The sequence below is a fragment of the Xanthomonas sp. CFBP 8445 genome, assembly GCF_025666235.1.
Classification (GTDB): Bacteria; Pseudomonadota; Gammaproteobacteria; order Xanthomonadales; family Xanthomonadaceae; genus Xanthomonas_A; species Xanthomonas_A indica.
This window is the reverse complement of sequence record NZ_CP102594.1, coordinates 3599556-3619901: the sequence shown is the minus strand read 5'-3', so window position 1 is coordinate 3619901 and position 20346 is coordinate 3599556. Positions and strand designations below refer to the sequence as shown.

Here is a 20346-nt window from a genome sequence, read left to right as displayed (position 1 = left end):
AATGGCTCCGAGTTGTACAATAAATTGTACGCTTGCTCGTTTCCCTGTCAACGGCCCTGGCCGGAGGCCTGGATTCTGGGTGGAGTCAGCGAGCGATGACGCACCAGGATGCGATCGGCTCACGATCCGCTCACGGCATCGCTCGATACTGGGGCCATGCCCGAAGGTCCTTCGATCGTCATCCTCAAGGAAGAAGCCGCTGCGTTCGTTGGGCGCAAGGTGTTGTGGGTCTCCGGCAATAGCAAGCTGGACCTGGAGCGGATGCGCAACCGCAAGATCCTGTCGTTGCGCAGTTGGGGCAAGCATTTCCTGATCGAGTTCGATGCGTTCAGTGTGCGCATCCATTTCCTGCTGTTCGGCAGCTATCGGATCAATGCGCGCAAGGATGCGTCGGCGCGTTTGAGCCTGGGCTTCGCCAAGGGCGAGGAGCTGAACTTCTACGCGTGTTCGATCAAGTTCATCGATGGTCCGCTGGATGCGGCCTACGACTGGACCGCGGACGTGATGAATCCCGATTGGGATGCGGCGCAGGCGCGGCGCAAGTTGCGGCTACGGCCGCGGACGCTTGCCGCCGATGCCTTGCTGGATCAGGACGTGTTCGCCGGGGTCGGCAACATCATCAAGAACGAGGTGCTTCACCGCATCCGCGTGCATCCCGAGAGCGAGATCGGTGCGTTGCCGCCACGCAAGCTGGGCGAACTGGTGACGCAGGCGTGCGAGTACAGCTTCGATTTCTACCGCTGGAAGAAAGCCTACGAGCTGAAGAAGCACTATCAGGTGCACACCAAGACGGTGTGTCCGCGCGACGGCCATTTGCTCACTTATCGCAAGCAACTCGGCAAGGCGCAGCGGCGTGCGTTCTTCTGCGAGTATTGCCAAAAGCGGTATGCGTTGGACGAGGCGGCGGACACCTAGTAGGTCGGTGCGGCCTCCTGGCTCAGATGCGCCAGGCGGCGGGTGAGGCCCTGCCACTCATTACACACCGCACGCTGCTTGTCTTCTTCAGGAGTGCAGTGCCACCGCCTCGTCTTCGTACCGGCGAACACCCAGTTCGGCAAGCAGGCCGGCCCAGCCGAGATCGGTCACGACGCATGCGCGCGAGCCGTCGATGCGGCGCAGCCAGTGTCGGGCGGATAACTGGTCGAGCAGGGCGGCGCCCAACGCGCCAGCGAGGTGGTGGCGGCGTTCGGTCCAGTCCAGGCAGCGCCGGGTCAGGGCGCGGCGGCCTTGGGCAAGCTGTGGCAGATCCACGCCCATGCGCGTGAACCATGCCGCGCCTTCGGGGGAGACGGCGTAGCGGGTGGTGTCGTCGTGGGCGATCAGCCAGGCGCGCTGTTCCAGTGCCTCGGTGACGGCTACGCCGAGGCGCCCGGCGAGGTGGTCGTAGCAGCAGCGCGCCAGGCGCAGCGTCTGGGCGTGGCGGTGCGGGCGGCGGCAGCGCGACGCCTGCGGCGGCGCGAGGGTGGCCAGGGTCTCGAGCACGGCGGCGACGTGCGCGCTGGCCAGCCGGTAGTAGCGGTGGCGGCCCTGGACCTCGACCGCGAGCAGGCCGCCGTCCAGCAGCTTTGCCAGGTGCGCGCTCGCGGTCTGCGGGGTGACGCCGCCGGCGAAGGCCAGTTCACCGGCCGGTAGTGCGCGTCCATCGAGCAGTGCCATCAGCATGGCGGCGCGGGCCGGATCGGCGATCAGAAAGGCGGTCGCCGCCAGCTTGGGGTGTTCCAGATGCATCGCCGCGCTCCCGATGGACGTGGCCATCATAGGACCGCCCCTGCCGCGACGTTTCGCTGCGTATCGAAACGATGTCCCTGGCGGATTCCTAGACTGCGCGGATTCCCACCGGAGCCTGCCGATGCAGACGAACGAAACGCCGCCGAACCCCGCCGAGCGCGATGCCCACGTGGTATTCGAACGCTGGCATCGGCATGTGGTCGCACGCGATCTGCCGGCGTTGATGGCGCTGTATGCGCCGGATGCGCAGTTGGAATCGCCGTTGGCCTATGTGGCGTCGGCGACGCGACAGCACGGGCGGCTGCAGGGCCGCGACGCCATCGCGGCGTTCTTCGCCGCGTCCTTCGCGCAGCCGGAGAACGGCCTGGGACGCTGGTATCGCAGCGGCCGCTGTCATGTCGCGGGGCGGCAATTGGTCTGGGAGTATCCGCGGGAAACCCCGCAGGGCGATCAGGTCGATCTGGTGGAAGTGATGGATCTGGACGCCGCCGGATTGATCGCCTGCCACCGCGTGTACTGGGGCTGGAAAGGCGTGCAGACGCTGCTGGCGGCATTGGGTAAGCCGTCCTGAGCTTGCAGATGGTCCGATCGCGCGGCAGCGCGTGGCTGCGCGTGCACAGGCGTCGCCTCGATCCGGCACGCCGCCTTGGCCGCGACCTCAATGAAAATCCCGGCTACGGATGTCCAGGCCGAGCAGCATGGGCGTCAGGTCCTCGAGGTGGCCGGCGATCAGGTGGCGCACGCCATCGGCGGTTTCCAGGCGACCACGCACCAGCAGCAGCCGCGATTCGAGCAGGGCCTGGCGCTGGCGTTCGGCCAGGCGTCGCCACACCACCACGTTGACCAGGCCGTGCTCGTCCTCGAGAGTGACGAAGGTGACGCCGCTGGCGGTTTGCGGGCGTTGGCGCATGGTGACCAGGCCGGCCATGGCGACGGCGCTGGCATGTGGCAGCGCGCGCAGTTCGCCGGAATGGCGGTAGCGGCGCGCGCGGAGCTGCGCGCGCAGCAGGGTCAGCGGATGCTTGCCCAGGGTGGTGCCGATCGTCGCGTAGTCGGCACGGATGTCGTCGCCCTGGCTGGGCAACGGCAGCGCGACCTGCTGTTCGGGCGTCGCTGCGAGCGTTTCGAACAGCGGGCGCTGCGCCTCGACGCCGGCCACGGCCCAGCGGGCGCGGTGGCGATGGCCGGCCAGCGCTTTCAACGCGCCGGCGTCGGCGAGCGCAGCGCGGGCCTTGTCGTCGAGCGCGGCGCGGTGGCACAGGTCGGCGAGGTCGTGGAACGGCGCCTGCGCGCGCGCCTGCTGCAGGCGCAGTGCGGCCTCCTCGGCCAGGCCGCGGACCAGGCGCAGGCCGAGGCGGATCGCCGGCTGCACCTGCGGATCGCGGCTGTACGCTTCCAGGCTGCAATCCCAGTCGCTGTAACGCACGTCCACCGGCCGCACCTGCAGGCCGTGGCGGCGCGCGTCCTGCAGCAACTGGTCGGGGCTGTAGAACCCCATTGGCCAACTGTTGATCAGCGCGCAGGTGAACGCCGCCGGTTCGTGGCACTTGAGCCAGCAACTGGCGTAGGTGAGCAGGGCGAAGCTCGCAGCGTGGCTTTCGGGGAACCCGTAGCTGCCGAAGCCCTTGATCTGCTCGAAGATGCGTGCGGCGAATTCGGCGCTGTAGCCGCGCTCCAGCATGCCCTGCAGCAACTTGTCGCGATGTGGTTCCAGCCCGCCGTGGCGTTTCCAGGCCGCCATCGAGCGTCGCAGCTGATCGGCCTGGCCCGGCGTGTAGCCGGCGGCGACTACCGCGAGTTGCATCACCTGCTCCTGGAACAGTGGTACGCCAAGCGTGCGCTTGAATACCTCGCGTAGCTCTTCAGGTAGATCGTCGGTGGCTTCCTCGCCGCTGCGCCTGCGTAGATACGGATGCACCATGCCGCCCTGGATCGGGCCGGGGCGCACGATCGCCACCTGGATGACCAGATCATAGAACTCGCGCGGCTGCAGCCGCGGCAGCATCGCCATCTGCGCGCGCGACTCGATCTGGAACACGCCGATGGTGTCGGCGCGCCGGATCATCGCGTAGGTCTGCGGGTCTTCGGCGGGGATGGTGGCGAGCGTGTAGTCGCGGCCGCGGTGCGCGCGCAGCAGGTCCAGGGTGCGCCGCAGCGCGCTGAGCATGCCCAGCGCGAGCACATCGACCTTCATCAGCCCGACCAGTTCCAGGTCGTCCTTGTCCCACTGGATCACCGTGCGATTGACCATGGTCGCGTTCTCCACCGGCACCAGGGTGTGCAGCGCATGCTCGGAGATGACGAAGCCGCCAGGGTGCTGCGACAGGTGCCGCGGGAAGCCGATCAGTTGGCTGGCGAGCACCAGCAGCCGGCGCATCACCGGCGTGTCCGGATCGAAGCCGCGCTCGCGCAGCAGTTCCTGCGCCGACTCCACCGGGTCGCGCTGGCCCAGTGCGGAGGACAGCGCATCGACGGTGTCGCTGGGCAGGCCCAGTGCGCGCGCCACGTCGCGTACCGCGCTGCGCGTGTGGTAGCTGATCGCCACCGCGGCCAGCGCGGCGCGCTCGCGGCCATAGTGGCTGAAGATGTACTGGATCACTTCCTCGCGGCGGTCGTGCTCGAAATCGATGTCGATGTCCGGCCGCTCCTTGCGCTCTTCGGAAATGAAGCGCTCGAACAGCATGCCGATGCGGTCCGGATCGATCGCGGTGATGCCCAGTGCGTAGCACACGGCCGAGTTCGCCGCCGAGCCGCGGCCCTGGCACAGGATGTCCTTCGAGCGTGCGAAGCGCACCAGGTCGTAGACGGTGAGGAAGTAGGACTCGTACTTCAGCCGCTCGATCACGCCGAGTTCGTGTTCGATCAGGCGCCGCGCCTTGTCCGGCACGCCGTGCGGCCAGCGCTCGGCCGCGCCGCGTTCGGTGAGGATGCGTAGCCATTGCGTGGGCGTGTGCCCGGGCGGTACCAGTTCGTGGGGGTATTCGTACTGCAGGTGCCTGAGGTTGAACGTGCAGCGCTGCGCGATGCGTACCGTTTCGGCCAGCAGTTCCGGCGGATACAGCGTCGCCAGCGTGGCGCGCGGGCGTAGGTGGCGTTCGCCGTTGGGATACAGGTGGGCACCGGCTTCGTGCAGCGGCAGGCGCTGGCGGATCGCGGTCAAGGTGTCCTGCAGCGCGCGGCGGCCGCGTGCATGCATGTGCACGTCGCCGCTGGCCACGGCCGGTAGCTGCAGCGCATGCGCCAACTGCAGGCGTGCCTGCAGCAGCGCGGCGTCGTCGGGGCCGCGCAGCAGTTCCACCGCCAGCCATAGCCGCTGCGGGAAACGTGCTTGCAGCCAGGCACCGTCCGCTGCATCGTCGCCGTCGCCGCGCGGCAGCCATAGGCACAGCAGGTCGGCGCCGTCGTCCGCGCTTGCGAGATCCTCGCGCAGCGCGCGGTAGTTGCCCTTGTCGGCGCGACGCCGGGCCAGGGTGATCAGCCGGCACAGGCGCTGGTAACCATGCAGGGTCTCGGCCAGCAGCACCAGCTTGGGCCCGTGTTCGAACTGGATCTCGCTGCCGACGATGAGGTGCAGGCCCATGTCCCGGGCCGCCTGCCACGCACGCACGATGCCGGCCAGGCTGCATTCGTCGGTGATCGCCAGGGCACGGTAGCCGTGGTGCAGCGCGCGTTCGCACAGTTCCCAGGGGTGCGAGGCGCCGCGCTGGAAGCTGAAGTTGGACAGGCAATGCAGTTCGGCGTAGTCGGGCAGGGTGGGGTCGGCTGACGCGTGTGGCGCGCCGGTGGCGGGGGCGCTGGCTTGCGCAGGCGCCGGCGTCGGCAGCAGCCGCAGGCGCGGCGGCATGCGCGGGTGCGGCGGGGTGTGGCTCATGCGAACCAGCCGTGCAGCATCAGCGCGTCCGGCGCGTCGGCCGGAGCAAAGGCCCAGGCGCGCTGGCCCTGGCGGGTGCGCACCACGTAGTAGTCGCGACGCACGTCGCCGTCGTCCCACCAGCCGCTCTCGATGCGTTCCGGTCCGGCCAGGCGCTCGGGCGCGCGTTCGCGCAGTGGGATCGGCCGCGCGAGCAGCCAGCCGGGCCGTGGCGGCGCGTTGGCGGCGGGTGTGGCTGTGCTGCGCGCCGTGCTGGATTCGGCGCGCCAGGCCAGTTCCGGGCGATGGTCGGCGTGCGCGCGCAGGCCATGCACGGCGTCGTCGCCCAGGCGTGCGCGCAGGCGTTCGCGCAGTTGCTCCCACGGCAGCGCCTGCTGCGCGCGTTCGTCGAACAGTTCGCGCGCGGCCGGCACGAACGGCGGCAGTTCGTCGGCGCACAGGCGCAGGGCCTGCACCGGCGCCGGCACGCTGGCCTGCTGCAGGCGTCCGCGCGCCAGTTCGAACAGCATCGCCGCATCGCGTTCGGCGGCGAGCAATCCCACTGGCACCACGCTGGGCTCCAGGTCCTCGTGTTCCAGCAGCAGGCGGAAACGCTGCACGCCGCCGTCGCGTCCGGCCAGGAACGCGGCCAGGTCCTGGGTCAGGCGGCGCAGCGGGAACAGCAGCGCCTGGTTGGATTCGGTCACATAGCCCAGTTCCACACGGGCATCGAAGCGGTCCGGCGGCAGGTAGTACTGCAGCGGCAGCGGCGCCTGCCCGCGCAGCGCGTCCAGATGCTGCAGCAGGGTGGGCGGATAGCGCCGCGCCAGTCCGGTGCGTGGCAGCGCGAACACCTGCTGCAGGCGGCGCAGGCCCATCCGCGCGAAGCCGTCGGCCAAGGCTGGCGGCAGTCCGGCGCGGGCGATCGGCAACTGCCCCAGCGCGCGCTGCAGTGCGGCGTTGTCGAGCAAGGCGATGCCGTCGTGCGCATTGACCAGCGCACGCGCGGCCAGCGGATGCGGTGCGACCACGATGCGGTGGCGGAAGCCCAGCGCGGTCAGCTCCTCGCGCAGCCGCGCCTCGAAGCGCGGCCAGGGCCCGAACAGGCCGAGGCTGGCCTCGATCTCCAGCAGCAGCGCGCCGGGGTAGTCGGTGCTGACCAGCGAACTGAAGCGGTACGCCCACGCCGCGAGAAACTGCTGGCTGCGGCGGCTTTCTTCGGCATCGTGCAGGGCGGTGGCGAAGCGGTCGCACAGCGCCTGCGCGGTCACCAGCGATTGCCCGGGACGCAGGCCGCGGGCGCGCGCGGCGGCGTTGACCGCCTTCAGCGTGCGCCGCTGCGGCGGGCCGTCGAGCAGCGCCAGCGGCTCGTCCGGCGACGGCCAGCGACGCAGGACGGTGTCCAGCGCCAGTTGCGGCAACAGGATGCAGGCCCAGCGCATGATGACGATCTCACCCGGTCGCCAGGATGGACAGGGCGATCGGCTGCGCCGGCGGCAGCCCGCCGCGGCACTTGAGCACGCGCAGTTGCGCCGGCGCGCCATCGATGGCGATGCGCAGCGCGGCCGGCGACGGATTGGCGGCGGCCTTCAGCGGCCGGTAGGCGAAGCCCAGTGTGCGTCCGGTCTCGGCGGCTACCTGCAGCCGGCGCAGGGTCTTGTCGGCGGCCAGCCCCGGCCAGCACAGCACCGCCGCGCAACTGCCGGCGCGCAGGCACTGCTCGGCGGCCCAGGCCGCATCCGCACCGGCGCGGACGATCTGCAGCTGCGCCAGCGCCACCCCGGCCTGGGCCCAGGCGGCGGGGTAGGGCAGGTACGGCGGATCGACCAGCACGATGCGGCCGCCGCCCTGCGACAGCCGCGCCAGCGTCGGCCACAGCAGCTGCAATTCGCCGATGCCGTCGGCGGCGTGCAGCAGTTCGGTCAGCGCCATCTCCGGCCAGCCGCGCGCGGGCAGCACCGCGTCCAGCGCGGCGTGCCCGGTGGGCTGCGCGCTGGGCGGCAGCGCCGTCGGCTGGCCGCGCCAGACCCGGCGCTCGGCCAGCAGGCGGTCGAGGGCGACGACGGCGGCCATCAGCCCGGCCGGATCAGGCCGCAGTAATGCCCTTCGATGGCGAAGTCCTGCCCGGGACCGACCACGATCGGCGCATAGGCGGGATTGCGCGGTAGCAGCGCGATGCCGTCGCCATCGGCGCGGTAGCGCTTGATGGTGAGTTCGCCGTCCAGCCGCGCCACCACGATCTGCCCATTGCGCGCATCGGCGGCGCGGCGCACCCCGACCAAGTCGCCGTCGAGGATGCCGTCGTCGATCATCGAGTCGCCCTGCACCCGCAGCAGGTAGTCCGGGCGCAGCGCGAACACCGAGCGGTCCAGGCGCAGCTGCTGGTCTAGGCCGATGTCGGCGCCGATCGGCGCACCGGCGGCGACCCGGCCCAGCACCGGCAGCTGCAGCAGTTCGCTGCGCGTACCGGCCTGCGCCGGGCGCAGGCTGCGCGCCTGCTGCGGCACCTGCGCCAGCAGCCCGGCCTCGACCAGCGCCTGCACGTGCTTGCGCGCGGCATTGCGCGAGGCGAAGCCGAAGCGTTCGGCGATCTCGGCCAGGCTCGGCGGCCGCCCGTCCTGCTCGGCGCAGGCGTTGACGTAGGCGAGGATGGCGGCGCGCTGCGGGGACAGGGTGGTCATGGTGTACATTTGTACACCGCTGGCGTGACCTTGGCGAGATGGGGCGCTGAATGGGTTGGCGTCTCCCGACGTGTCAGCTGCGCCCGGCGCCATCCTCCGGCATCGCCCCGGCATAGCGGGCGCGGGGGCGGATCAGCTTGCCCAGGGCCTGCTGTTCCAGGGCGTGGGCCAGCCAGCCGGCCTGGCGGGCGGCGGCGAACAGCACCAGCGCGTGCGCGGCGGGCAGGTCGTGGACGAAGCAGAGTGCGGCGAGCAGGCAGTCGATGTTCGGGCGCTGGCCGCTGCAGTCCTGGGCGGCGGCGATCACCGCTTCCACGTGCTGCATGCGCGTGCTGCCGCCGCTGCGTTCGCGCAGCAGGCGCAGCACTTCGGCCGCGCGCGGGTCGCCGTCGGGGTACAGGGCGTGGTGGAAGCCGGGCAGGTCGTCGCCGCGCTGCCAGCGCTCGGCGATCAGGGCGGCGGCGCTGGGGGCGTCCTGGGCGTCGCGCAGCAGGGCGTGGGCGCGCGCGGTGGCGCCGCCGTGGCGCGGGCCGGACAGCGCGGCCAAGCCCGCGCTGACGGTGGCGTGCAGCGGCGCGCCGGTGGAGGCGACCACGCGGGCGGCGAAGGCGGAGACGTTGAGTTCGTGGTCGGCGCACAGCAGCAGGGCGGCGCGCACCAGCTCGGCGAAGCCGGCGTCGCCGGGACGCCAGTGGTCGGCGATCAGGCGATGCACCTGGCGTGCGTCCGGCGTGGTGCCGACCAGCAGTGCGGCGTTCTGCCGCAGCAGGGTGGCGGCGCTCTCGCGGCGCACGCCGGGGGCGGCGTTGAGCGACTGGCGCAGGTCCAGGGCCAGCAGCGGGATGCAGGCCATGGCGCGTTCCAGCGGCGGCAGCGCGGCATGCCCGGCCAGTGGCGCCAGCACCGCCGGCCACGGCGCGACCGGTGCGCTGGCGAACGGGTCTTCGCCGTCCGGGCAGTCCCACAGCAGCCGCGCGACATCCTCCAGGCTGGCGCCGGCGCGCACCATGCCCACCGCCGAGCGTCCGCGGTAGTAGGGGCCGTCGGGGCGGATCAGCGAGATCCGCGTCTCCAGCACCGGCAGGCCGCGGTCCAGGCTCTGCGCGGCGCCACGCGCGGCGCCGCGGCCGGCGCGCTTGCGCTGCGCCAGCCGCTCCACTTCGGCGCGCAGGTAAGCGCGGCTGCGATGGTCGGGACCGGCGCGCGAGCTGAGCAGGCCGCGGCTGACGTAGGCGTACAGGGTGGCGCTGCTGATGCCGAGCAGGGCGCAGGCCTGTGCGGCGGAGATCAGGTTGCGGTCGGGGCTGTCGGACATGAAGGGCTGATAGGTTGATTCATTGAATCAAGATTGATCCGTGCCGGCGAGAGTGCCAGATTGGCGACCATCGCGGAACGCCCGGCGGGGCGCTGCCGCCTCTTCCTCAGGAGCTGTCATGTCCCTCGTTTCCCCTGGCGCCGGTTTCCGCGCCGCCCTGGCCGCCGAAGCGCCGTTGCAGGTGATCGGCGCGATCAACGCCAACCATGCGCTGCTGGCGCAGCGCGCCGGCTACAAGGCGATCTACCTGTCCGGCGGCGGCGTCGCCGCCGGCTCGCTGGGCTTGCCGGACCTGGGCATCAACACCCTGGAGGACGTGCTGATCGATGTGCGCCGCATCACCGACGTGTGCCCGCTGCCGCTGCTGGTGGACATCGACACCGGCTTCGGGCCGAGTGCGTTCAACATCGAGCGCACCATCAAGTCGCTGATCAAGGCCGGCGCGGCCGCCTGCCACATCGAGGACCAGGTCGGCGCCAAGCGCTGCGGCCACCGCCCGGGCAAGGAGATCGTCAGCCAGGGCGAGATGGTGGACCGGGTCAAGGCCGCGGCCGATGCCAAGACCGATCCGGATTTCTTCCTGATCGCGCGCACCGACGCGATCCAGACCGAGGGCGTGGACGCGGCGATCGAACGCGCCATCGCCTGCGTGGAGGCCGGCGCCGACGGCATCTTCGCCGAGGCCGCCTACGACCTGGATACCTACCGCCGTTTCGTCGATGCGGTGAAGGTGCCGGTGCTGGCCAACATCACCGAGTTCGGCAAGACCCCGCTGTTCACCCGCGACGAACTGGCTTCGGCCGGCGTGGCGATCCAGTTGTTCCCGCTGTCGGCGTTCCGCGCCGCCAACAAGGCCGCCGAGGACGTGTACACCGCGATCCGCCGCGACGGCCACCAGCAGGGAGTGCTGGAGCGCATGCAGACCCGCGAGGAACTGTACGAGCGCATCGGCTACCACGCCTTCGAGCAGCGCCTGGATGCGCTGTTCGCCGGCAAGGGCGCATGATCGGCGGCGATTTTCCGGCCCGAGCCTGCCCATGAATACCCAAGCCAGCGCGGCGTCGTTCCTGCGCAGCCGCATCGATCGCCGCCAGACCGCGCGGCACCTGCTGCAGACCGAACTGGACAAACTGTCCGAGGCCGAGCGCGAGGTGGTGGAGCGCTTCATCGCCAAGCGCCACGTGGCCCGCGACATCGTCAAGCAGGCCGACCGCGACCGCTCGCTGGGCGAGCGCGTGGCCGACCGCGTCGCCGCGATCGGCGGCAGCTGGGCTTTCATCATCGGCTTCTGCGTGGTGCTGCTGGGCTGGATCGTGCTCAACAGCCTGGTACTGGCGCACGCCTTCGATCCGTATCCCTACATCCTGCTCAACCTGTGCCTGTCGTGCCTGGCGGCGATCCAGGCGCCGGTGATCATGATGAGCCAGAACCGCCAGGCGGCGGTGGACCGCCTGCATGCGCAGAACGATTACGAAGTGAACATCAAGGCCGAACTGGAAATCCTGCAGGTGCACGAGAAGCTCAACCAGCTGCGCGAGCAGGACTGGGCGACGCTGGTGGAACTGCAGAACCGCCAGATCCTCATGCTGCAGCAACTGCTCGAGCGCGCCGGCGTCCCGCCGCCGCCGCAACCGCAGGCCACCTGATCCACTGCACTCATCCGACCGCAACACCGGGAGATTCGCCATGAACGACACCGCTCCGCAGACCGCCCCTGCCTTCAAGCCGAAGAAATCGGTGGCCCTGTCCGGCACCGCCGCCGGCAACACCGCGCTGTGCACGGTGGGCCGCAGCGGCAACGACCTGCACTACCGCGGCTACGACATCCTGGACCTGGCGCGCAGCAGCCAGTTCGAGGAGATCGCCTACCTGCTGGTGCACGGCAAGCTGCCCAGCAACAGCGAGCTGCGCGGCTACAAGGCCAAGCTGCGCTCGCTGCGCGGCATCCCGGCCGCGGTCAAGGCCGCGCTGGAGCAGTTGCCGCCGTCGGCGCATCCGATGGACGTGATGCGCACCGGCGTGTCGGTGCTGGGCTGCGTGCAGCCGGAGAAGGACGACCACAACCATCCCGGCGCGCGCGACATCGCCGACAAGCTGATGGCCAGCCTCGGTTCGATGCTGCTGTACTGGTACCACTACAGCCACAACGGCCGGCGCATCGAGGTGGAGACCGACGACGATTCGATCGGCGGGCACTTCCTGCGCCTGCTGCACGGCTTCAAGCCGCACGAGGAATGGGTGCAGGCGATGCACACCAGCCTGATCCTGTACGCCGAGCACGAATTCAACGCCTCCACCTTCGCCTGCCGGGTCATCGCCGGCACCGGCAGCGACATGTACAGCGCCATCGCCGGCGGCATCGGCGCGCTGCGCGGGCCCAAGCACGGCGGCGCCAACGAGGTCGCCTTCGAGGTGCAGAAGCGCTACGACACCCCGGACGAAGCCGAGGCCGACATCCGCGCGCGGGTCGAGCGCAAGGAAGTGATCATCGGTTTCGGCCACCCGGTGTACACGGTGTCCGATCCGCGCAACCAGGTCATCAAGGACGTGGCGCGCGAGCTGTCCGAGGCGCAGGGCAGCCGCAAGATGTACGACATCGCCGAGCGCCTGGAGACGGTGATGTGGGACATCAAGAAGATGTTCCCCAACCTGGACTGGTTCAGTGCGGTCAGCTACCACATGATGGGCGTGCCGACGGCGATGTTCACTCCGCTGTTCGTGATCGCCCGCACCGCCGGCTGGAGCGCGCACATCATCGAACAGCGCATCGACGGCAAGATCATCCGCCCCAGCGCGAACTACGTGGGGCCGGAGGATCAGGCGTTCGTGCCGATCGATCAGCGCAAGTGATGCGCCGACACACCCTCGACTCCGAGTGACACTCCCCTCTCCCGTCGGGAGAGGGGGTGAGGGTGCGGGCGCAGCCTCGTGGCGTTCGGTCGCACGAGCTTCGCCTGGACCTTCATCCGGCCGCATGAGGGATCGGATTGCACTAGGTTTCGCCCCGTACCCTCATCCGCCCCTTCGGGGCACCTTCTCCCGGAGGGAGAAGGGATCCGTCTTCGCTTTCTTCTACTGTAGCCAGCCATGAACAGCCACTACCGTAAATCCCTTCCGGGTACCGCGCTGGATTACGTCGACGCGCGTGCCGCGGTCGATGCGATCAGCCCGGGCGCCTATGCCGGCTTGCCCTATGTCTCGCGGGTGTTCGCCGAGAACCTGGTGCGCCGCTGCGATCCGGATCTGCTGCACGACGCCTTGCTGCAGTTGATCGAGCGCCGCCGCGACCTGGATTTCCCGTGGTTTCCGGCGCGGGTGGTGTGCCACGACATCCTCGGCCAGACCGCGCTGGTGGACCTGGCCGGGTTGCGCGATGCCATCGCCGAGCAGGGCGGCGACCCGGCCAAGGTCAACCCGGTGGTGCCGGTGCAGTTGATCGTCGACCACTCGCTGGCGGTGGAGTGCGGCGGCGACGATCCGCAGGCCTTCGCCAAGAACCGCGCGATCGAGGATCGTCGCAACGAGGACCGCTTCCACTTCATCGACTGGAGCAAGCGCGCGTTCCGCAACGTGGACGTGATCCCGCCGGGCAACGGCATCATGCACCAGATCAATCTGGAGAAGATGTCGCCGGTGATCTACGTGCACGACGGCGTCGCCTTCCCCGATACCTGCGTGGGCACCGACAGCCACACCCCGCACGTGGACGCGCTGGGCGTGATCGCGATCGGCGTCGGCGGGCTGGAAGCGGAGAGCGTGATGCTCGGCCGCGCCTCGTGGATGCGCCTGCCGGACATCGTCGGCGTGGAACTGAGCGGTCGGCCGCAACCCGGCATCACCGCCACCGACGTGGTGCTGGCGCTGACCGAGTTCCTGCGCCAGGAGCGCGTGGTCGGCGCGTATCTGGAATTCTTCGGCGAAGGCGCCGCCACGCTGACCATCGGCGACCGCGCCACCATCTCCAACATGTGCCCGGAATACGGCGCCACCGCGGCGATGTTCTACATCGACCAGCAGACCCTGGACTATCTGCGCCTGACCGGGCGCGAGGAAGCGCAGGTGGCCTTGGTGGAGCAGTACGCGCGCACCACCGGGCTGTGGGCCGATGCGCTGGCCACCGCGCAGTACGAGCGCGTGCTGCGCTTCGACCTGTCGCAGGTGGTGCGCAACATGGCCGGCCCGAGCAATCCGCACAAGCGCGTGGCGACCACCGAACTGGCCGCGCGCGGCATCGCCGACGCCGCCAAGCTGGCCGCCGGCCAGGCCGAGCAGGCGCAGGGGCGCATGCCCGACGGTGCGGTGATCATCGCCGCCATCACCAGCTGCACGAACACCTCCAACCCGCGCAACGTCATCGCCGCCGGCCTGCTGGCGCGCAATGCGCGCGCGCGCGGCCTGGCCCGCAAGCCGTGGGTGAAGACTTCGCTGGCGCCGGGCTCCAAGGCGGTGCAGCTGTATCTGGAAGAGGCCGGCCTGCTGCCGGACCTGGAGGCGCTGGGCTTCGGCATCGTCGCCTTCGCCTGCACCACCTGCAACGGCATGAGCGGTGCGCTGGATCCGCGCATCCAGCAGGAGATCGTGGAGCGCGACCTGTACGCCACCGCGGTGCTGTCGGGCAACCGCAACTTCGACGGGCGCATCCATCCCTACGCCAAGCAGGCGTTCCTGGCCTCGCCGCCGCTGGTGATCGCCTACGCCATCGCCGGCAGCGTGCGCTTCGACATCGAGAAGGACGTACTGGGCACCGACGCCGACGGCCGCGAGGTGCGGCTGAAGGACCTCTGGCCCAGCGACGCCGAGATCGATGCGGCGGTGCGCGCCGCGGTGAAGCCGGAGCAGTTCCGCCGCGTCTATGCGCCGATGTTCAACGTGCGCGTGGAGCAGGGCGCGCCGGTGGCGCCGCTGTACGGTTGGCGCCCGCGCAGCACCTACATCCGCCGACCGCCGTACTGGGAAGGCGCGCTGGCCGGCGAGCGCACGCTGCGTGGCATGCGCGCGCTGGCGGTGCTCGGCGACAACATCACCACCGACCACCTGTCGCCGTCCAACGCGATCCTGGCCGACAGCGCCGCCGGCGAATACCTGGCGCACATGGGCGTGCCGGAGGAGGACTTCAATTCCTATGCGACGCATCGCGGCGACCACCTCACCGCGCAGCGCGCCACCTTCGCCAACCCCAAGCTGATCAACGAAATGGCGGTGGTCGACGGCAAGGTGAAGCAGGGCTCGCTGACCCGGCTGGAGCCGGACGGGCAGGTGCTGCGCATGTGGGAGGCGATCGAGACCTACATGGCGCGCAAGCAGCCGCTGATCGTGATCGCCGGCGCCGACTACGGCCAGGGTTCCTCGCGCGACTGGGCGGCCAAGGGTGTGCGCCTGGCCGGGGTCGAGGCGATCGTCGCCGAAGGCTTCGAGCGCATCCATCGCACCAACCTGATCGGCATGGGCGTGCTGCCGCTACAGTTCCTGCCCGGCACCACGCGCACGACCCTGGGCATCGACGGCAGCGAGACCTTCGACGTGGTCGGCGCGCGCACGCCGGGCGCCACGCTGACCCTGCGCATCGTGCGCAAGGACGGTGATGTGGTGGACGTGCCGGTGCTGTGCCGCTTGGACAGCAACGAGGAAGTGTCCATCTACGAGGCCGGCGGCGTGTTGCAGCGCTTTGCCCAGGATTTCCTCGAGGAGGCCCGCAGCGCCTGAGCCGGCTGCCGCTGTCATCGGGCGCGTGCCATGCTGGCTGCGCCCGCCACCGCCCAGGAGACCGCCATGCCCACGTCCGCCACCACCACCGGGACCGTCCACTTGCATCGCGTGCTGCGCGCGCCGGCCGAACGCGTCTACCGTGCCTTCCTGGAGCCGGCGGCGCTGGTCAAATGGCTGCCGCCGCATGGCTTCGTCGCCACCGTGCACGCGCTGGACGCGCGCGTGGGCGGCAGCTACCGGATGAGCTTCACCAACCTCGGCACCGGCACCAGCAGCGCCTTCGGTGGCACCTATCTGGAACTGGTTCCCGGGCAGTTGATCCGCCACACCGACCGCTTCGACAATCCGGACCTGCCCGGCGAGATGATCGTGACCGTGCGGCTGCGGCCGGTGGCCTGCGGCACCGCGCTGGAGATCGTGCAGGAGGGCATCCCGCCGCAGATCCCGGTGGAGTTCTGCCATCTCGGCTGGCAGGAGTCGCTGGCCCTGCTGACGCAACTGGTCGAGCCCGAGATTCCCGATTCGCCCTGATCCACCGTTTCTTCATTTTCGTACGCACCCGGAACCGCCATGGCCCACGCTCCGCAACTCCGCATCCCCGCCACCTACATGCGCGGCGGCACCTCCAAGGGCGTGTTCTTCCGCCTGCAGGACCTGCCCGCGGCGGCGCAGACGCCGGGCCCGGCGCGCGACGCGCTGCTGCAGCGGGTGATCGGCAGCCCCGATCCCTACGCCAAGCAGATCGACGGCATGGGCGGGGCCACCTCCAGCACCAGCAAGACCGTGATCGTGGCGCCGAGCACGCGCCCGGACCACGACGTGGACTACCTGTTCGGCCAGGTGGCGATCGAGCGCGCGTTCGTGGACTGGAGCGGCAACTGCGGCAATCTGTCGGCCGCGGTGGGGCCGTTCGCGATCGCCGCGGGGCTGGTGGATCCGGCGCGGATTCCGCGCGACGGTGTCGCCACGGTGCGGATCTGGCAGGCCAACATCGGCAAGACCATCGTCGCGCAGGTGCCGATGAGCGACGGCGCGGTGCAGGAGACCGGCGATTTCGAACTGGACGGGGTGACCTTCCCGGCAGCGGAAATCGCGCTGGAATTCCTCGACCCGGCCGCCGACGAGGACGGCGCCGGCGGCGCCATGTTCCCCACCGGTCACCTGGTCGACACGCTGGAGGTGCCCGGCGTCGGCAGTTTCCAGGCGACCCTGATCAACGCCGGCATTCCCACCATCTTCCTCGAGGCGCAGGCGCTGGGCTACCGCGGCACCGAGCTGCAGGGCGCGATCAACGGCGATGCGCAGGCGCTGCAGCGCTTCGAAACCATCCGTGCGTACGGCGCGCTGCGCATGGGCCTGATCGCCACCCTGGACGAGGCGGCGACGCGCCAGCACACGCCCAAGGTCGCCTTCGTCGCGCCGCCGGCCGACTACGTCGCCTCCAGCGGCAAGCCGGTGGCCGCCGCCGACATCGACCTGCTGGTGCGGGCGATGTCGATGGGCAAGCTGCACCACGCGATGATGGGCACCGCGGCGGTGGCGATCGGCACCGCCGCGGCGATTCCCGGCACCCTGGTCAACCGCGCCGCCGGCGGCGGCGAACGCACCGCGGTGCGCTTCGGCCACCCCTCCGGCACCTTGCGGGTCGGCGCCGAGGCGCGCCAGGTCGACGGCCAGTGGACCGTCACCAAGGCCTTGATGAGCCGCAGCGCGCGCGTGCTGATGGAAGGCTGGGTGCGGGTGCCGGAGACGGCGGCGGGTTGAGGACGCCGGCCGGCCGAGCCGGTGGCAGCGAGTGCGGCCCCGAGCGTCCTGGAGGCCTGAGGCGTTGCCGCATCGCGCGTCGCGGCTGAAGCCGCTCCTACAGGGGCCATCGCGCCAGCGGACGCGTGACGTGCAAGCAAGCCCTGTGGGAGGACTTCAGTCCCGACGCGATGACCGGTGACTGCCGCAATGCGGGGCGATCGCCGCAGGGAGCCGCGAGTTCATTGCATCGCGCGTCGCGGCTGAAGCCGCTCCCACAAGTGGGGATCGCGCCAGTGGATGTGTCACGTGCAGGCAAGCCCCCGTGGGAGGGACTTCAGTCCCGACGCGATGACCGGTGACTGCCGCAATGCGGGGCGATCGCCGCAGGGAGCCGCGAGTTCATTGCATCGCGCGTCGCGGCTGAAGCCGCTCCCACAAGTGGGGATCGCGCCAGTGGATGTGTCACGTGCAGGCAAGCCCCCGTGGGAGGGACTTCAGTCCCGACGCGATGACCGGTGACTGCCGCAATGCGGGGCGATCGCCGCAGGCAGCCGCGAGTTCATTGCATCGCGCGTCGCGGCTGAAGCCGCTCCTACAAGGGGGCGGCGCGCCAGTGGATGTGCCACGTGCAGGCAAGTCCCCTGTGGGAGGGACTTCAGTCCCGACGCGATGACCGGCGGCTGCCGCAATGCGGGGGCGATCGCCGCAGGGTCCGCGAGTTCATTGCATCGCGCGTCGCGGCTGAAGCCGCTCCTACAAGGGGGCATCGCGCCAGTGGATGTGCCACGTGCAGGCAAGCCCCTGTGGGAGGGACTTCAGTCCCGACGCGATGACCGGTGACTGCCGCAATCAGGGGGAGGGAGGCCCATCTCGGGGCCAAGCGCGCGTCGGCGCCAGCCCCGCCGTCGCCAATCCCGGCTCCCCAATCCCAAATCCCCGCCCCAGCAGGTGACGCCAGCCGCCACAGGATGTATATTTTGTGTTAATCATGCTGCGGCGCGGCAAGGACTCGGCGCGCTCGACTACGTCCACCCACCCCGGAGTTCCCATGTCTGCCAGTTGGTCGCTGCGCGCCAGTGCGCTTGCCGTTGCCGTCGTTTCCGCGCTTTCCTTCCCCGCCGCCGCCCAGCAGGCGGACAGCACCGACGGGGTCGCCCGCCTGGACACGATCAAGGTCACCGCCGAGCGCCGCGCCGAGGACTCCAAGGACGTGCCGGTGTCGGCCAGCGTGCTGCGCCCGGAATACCTGGACGCCATCGCCACCAGCGGTTCGGACGTGCGCGTGCTGGCCGGCAAGGCGCCCAGCCTCAACGTCGAGTCGTCCAACGGCCGCGTGTTCCCGCGCTTCTACATCCGCGGCTACGGCAACACCGACTTCAACACCTACGCCTCGCAGCCCGTCTCGCTGATCTATGACGACGTGGTCGCCGAGAACGCGTTCCTGAAGGGCTTCCCGATCTTCGACCTGCAGAGCCTGGAAGTGCTGCGCGGTCCGCAGGGCACGCTGTTCGGCCGCAACACCCCCGCCGGCGTGGTCAAGTTCAACTCGGTCAAGCCGACCATCGGCGCCAACGACGGCTACGCCAGCCTGTCCTACGGCACCTACGGCACCATGACCATGGAAACCGGCCTGAGCGTGGCCATGGGCGACAAGTGGGCCGCGCGCCTGTCGGCGCTGGGCCAGCGCCGCGGCGACTGGGTCGACAACACCATCGACAACCGCTCCTTCGAAGGCTACATGGACTCGGCGGTGCGCCTGCAGCTGCTGTTCCAGCCGGGCGAGGACTTCAGCGCGCTGTTCAACGCGCACGCGCGCCACCTCGACGGCACCGCGCGGCTGTTCCGCGCCAATATCTTCCAGCCGGGCACCAACCAGCTGGTCGCCGGCTTCGACCCGGACAAGGTGTCCATCGACGGCAAGAACACCCAGGAACTGCAGACCTACGGCGGCAGCGCCAACCTGACCTGGGACCTGGGCGACATCGTGCTGCACTCGATCACCGGCTACGAAGGCATCGGCAAGTACTACAGCCGCGGCGACATCGACGGCGGCTACGGCGCGGTGTTCGCGCCGCCGTCCGGCCCCGGGGTGATCCCGTTCCCGGTGGAGACCGCCGGCGGCATCAAGAACCTGGACCAGTACTCGCAGGAGCTGCGCGCCGAGTCGCAGTACGCCGGTCCGCTGAACTGGCAGGCCGGCCTGTACTACTTCCACGATTCGGTGGAAGGCGAGAACTACACCTACAACACCCTGGCCGGCGGCACCCTGTCCAGCTACCAGCTGACCCGCCAGCGCAACACCTCGTGGGCGGCGTTCGGCTCGCTGAACTACGCGGCCACCGAGCGGCTGAACCTGCGCGCCGGCATCCGCTACACCTACGACAAGAAGACCTTCGACGTGCTCGCGCTGGACCGCGTGACCCTGCAGCAGCCCTCCAGCGGCAGCACCGACAACTCCAAGGTCACCGGCGATCTCAGCGCCACCTACACGATCAACGACAACGTCAACGTCTATGCGCGCGCCGCCCGCGGCTTCCGCGGCGCCAGCTTCGGCGTGCCGTCGGCCACCGCGCCGCTGACCGTGGCCGAACCGGAGACCGTGGACTCCTACGAAATTGGCCTCAAGTCCGACCTGTTCGACAAGCGCGCGCGCCTGAGCTTCGACGTCTACGACTTCAAGGTGAAGAACCAGCAGCTGACCGCGGTCGGCGGCGCCTCCAACGACGTGCGTCTGCTCAACGCCAAGGCCTCCAAGGCGCGCGGCGCCGAGTTCGACTTCGAAGCGCTGCTGACCCAGAACCTGCGCATGACCCTGGGCGGCGCCTACAACTGGACCCGCATCGAAGACCCGACCCTGTCGGTGGGCGTGTGCCGTACCTGCACCGTGACCGATCCGATCAACGCCTCCGGCCGCGCGCTGATCGACGGCAACGTGCTGCCGCAGGCGGCCAAGTGGATGGGTAACGCGACCCTGCGCTACGGCATCCCGGTCGGCGACGACGCCGAGTTCTTCTTCTTCACCGACTGGTCCTACCGCAGCGAGATCAACTTCTTCCTGTACGACTCGCGCGAGTTCGTCGGCCAGCCGCTGCTCGAGGGCGGCGCCAAGATCGGCTACAACTGGGGCGCCGGCGCGTACGAGGTCTCGGTGTTCTGCCGCAACTGCACCAACCAGATCCGCGCCACCGGTGCGATCGATTTCAACAACCTCACCGGCTTCATCAACGATCCGCGCATCGTCGGTGCGCAGTTCCGCGCCAACTTCTGATCGGCGACCTCGCCGTTGCACGACCGACCGCCGGCTATCATGCCGGCGGTTC

15 protein-coding genes are annotated in these 20346 nt (G+C 69.9%); 9 read left to right on the top strand and 6 right to left on the bottom strand.

Annotated elements, in window-relative coordinates; translation table 11 throughout:
• Positions 1–156: 156 nt before the first annotated feature.
• Positions 157–915, top strand: coding sequence for a DNA-formamidopyrimidine glycosylase family protein (locus tag NUG21_RS15385; RefSeq protein WP_263391328.1), 759 nt, complete (start codon positions 157–159; stop codon positions 913–915).
• Positions 916–1002: 87 nt separating this feature from the next.
• On the opposite strand, the gene NUG21_RS15380 is transcribed toward NUG21_RS15385, so the two are convergent.
• The gene (locus tag NUG21_RS15380; protein WP_263391327.1) at positions 1003–1728 is read right to left on the bottom strand and encodes an ArsR/SmtB family transcription factor; all 726 of its coding nucleotides are present in this window, start codon (positions 1726–1728) and stop codon (positions 1003–1005) included.
• A gap of 121 nt (positions 1729–1849) precedes the next feature.
• Here NUG21_RS15380 and NUG21_RS15375 point away from each other — a divergent pair, with 121 nt between their 5' ends.
• The gene (locus tag NUG21_RS15375) at positions 1850–2299 is read left to right on the top strand and encodes a nuclear transport factor 2 family protein (protein ID WP_263391326.1); all 450 of its coding nucleotides are present in this window, start codon (positions 1850–1852) and stop codon (positions 2297–2299) included.
• Between the two features lie 87 nt (positions 2300–2386).
• Here the strand turns inward: NUG21_RS15375 and NUG21_RS15370 are convergent, their stop codons facing one another.
• The 5 genes from NUG21_RS15370 to NUG21_RS15350 all read right to left on the bottom strand — a co-directional run bounded on the left by NUG21_RS15370 (position 2387) and on the right by NUG21_RS15350 (position 9574).
• Positions 2387–5599 carry an error-prone DNA polymerase gene (locus tag NUG21_RS15370; protein ID WP_263391325.1) on the bottom strand — a complete coding sequence of 1071 codons (3213 nt, stop codon included), beginning with the start codon at positions 5597–5599 and terminating at the stop codon, positions 2387–2389.
• Positions 5596–7020 carry a Y-family DNA polymerase gene (locus tag NUG21_RS15365; protein WP_263391324.1) on the bottom strand — a complete coding sequence of 475 codons (1425 nt, stop codon included), beginning with the start codon at positions 7018–7020 and terminating at the stop codon, positions 5596–5598. Before NUG21_RS15365 ends, NUG21_RS15370 begins: the two co-directional genes overlap by 4 nt.
• 10 nt (positions 7021–7030) lie before the next feature.
• Positions 7031–7651 carry a translesion DNA synthesis-associated protein ImuA gene (gene imuA, locus NUG21_RS15360; protein ID WP_160946368.1) on the bottom strand — a complete coding sequence of 207 codons (621 nt, stop codon included), beginning with the start codon at positions 7649–7651 and terminating at the stop codon, positions 7031–7033.
• Complete coding sequence (gene lexA / locus NUG21_RS15355; protein WP_263391323.1) at positions 7651–8259, bottom strand: transcriptional repressor LexA; 609 nt, start codon at positions 8257–8259, stop codon at positions 7651–7653. Before lexA ends, imuA begins: the two co-directional genes overlap by 1 nt.
• Positions 8260–8332: 73 nt before the next feature.
• Positions 8333–9574 carry a citrate synthase family protein gene (locus tag NUG21_RS15350; protein ID WP_263391322.1) on the bottom strand — a complete coding sequence of 414 codons (1242 nt, stop codon included), beginning with the start codon at positions 9572–9574 and terminating at the stop codon, positions 8333–8335.
• 118 nt (positions 9575–9692) lie between these two features.
• On the opposite strand from NUG21_RS15350, the gene prpB reads away from it, so the two are divergent.
• From prpB to NUG21_RS15315, 7 genes are all read left to right on the top strand, one after another.
• Positions 9693–10580, top strand: a complete 888-nt coding sequence (gene prpB / locus NUG21_RS15345; protein WP_019796619.1) for a methylisocitrate lyase — start codon at positions 9693–9695, stop codon at positions 10578–10580.
• Positions 10581–10611: 31 nt separating this feature from the next.
• Complete coding sequence (locus NUG21_RS15340; protein ID WP_263391321.1) at positions 10612–11220, top strand: DUF1003 domain-containing protein; 609 nt, start codon at positions 10612–10614, stop codon at positions 11218–11220.
• A gap of 40 nt (positions 11221–11260) precedes the next feature.
• Positions 11261–12424 carry a bifunctional 2-methylcitrate synthase/citrate synthase gene (gene prpC / locus NUG21_RS15335; protein ID WP_019800603.1) on the top strand — a complete coding sequence of 388 codons (1164 nt, stop codon included), beginning with the start codon at positions 11261–11263 and terminating at the stop codon, positions 12422–12424.
• Between the two features lie 237 nt (positions 12425–12661).
• Positions 12662–15277 carry a Fe/S-dependent 2-methylisocitrate dehydratase AcnD gene (gene acnD, locus NUG21_RS15330; RefSeq protein WP_263391320.1) on the top strand — a complete coding sequence of 872 codons (2616 nt, stop codon included), beginning with the start codon at positions 12662–12664 and terminating at the stop codon, positions 15275–15277.
• A gap of 66 nt (positions 15278–15343) precedes the next feature.
• Complete coding sequence (locus tag NUG21_RS15325; RefSeq protein ID WP_345780430.1) at positions 15344–15811, top strand: SRPBCC family protein; 468 nt, start codon at positions 15344–15346, stop codon at positions 15809–15811.
• Between the two features lie 39 nt (positions 15812–15850).
• Positions 15851–17044, top strand: a complete 1194-nt coding sequence (gene prpF, locus NUG21_RS15320; protein ID WP_263391319.1) for a 2-methylaconitate cis-trans isomerase PrpF — start codon at positions 15851–15853, stop codon at positions 17042–17044.
• Positions 17045–18074: 1030 nt separating this feature from the next.
• The gene (locus tag NUG21_RS15315; RefSeq protein WP_242082264.1) at positions 18075–20294 is read left to right on the top strand and encodes a TonB-dependent receptor; all 2220 of its coding nucleotides are present in this window, start codon (positions 18075–18077) and stop codon (positions 20292–20294) included.
• The last annotated feature ends 52 nt before the right edge of the window (positions 20295–20346 follow it).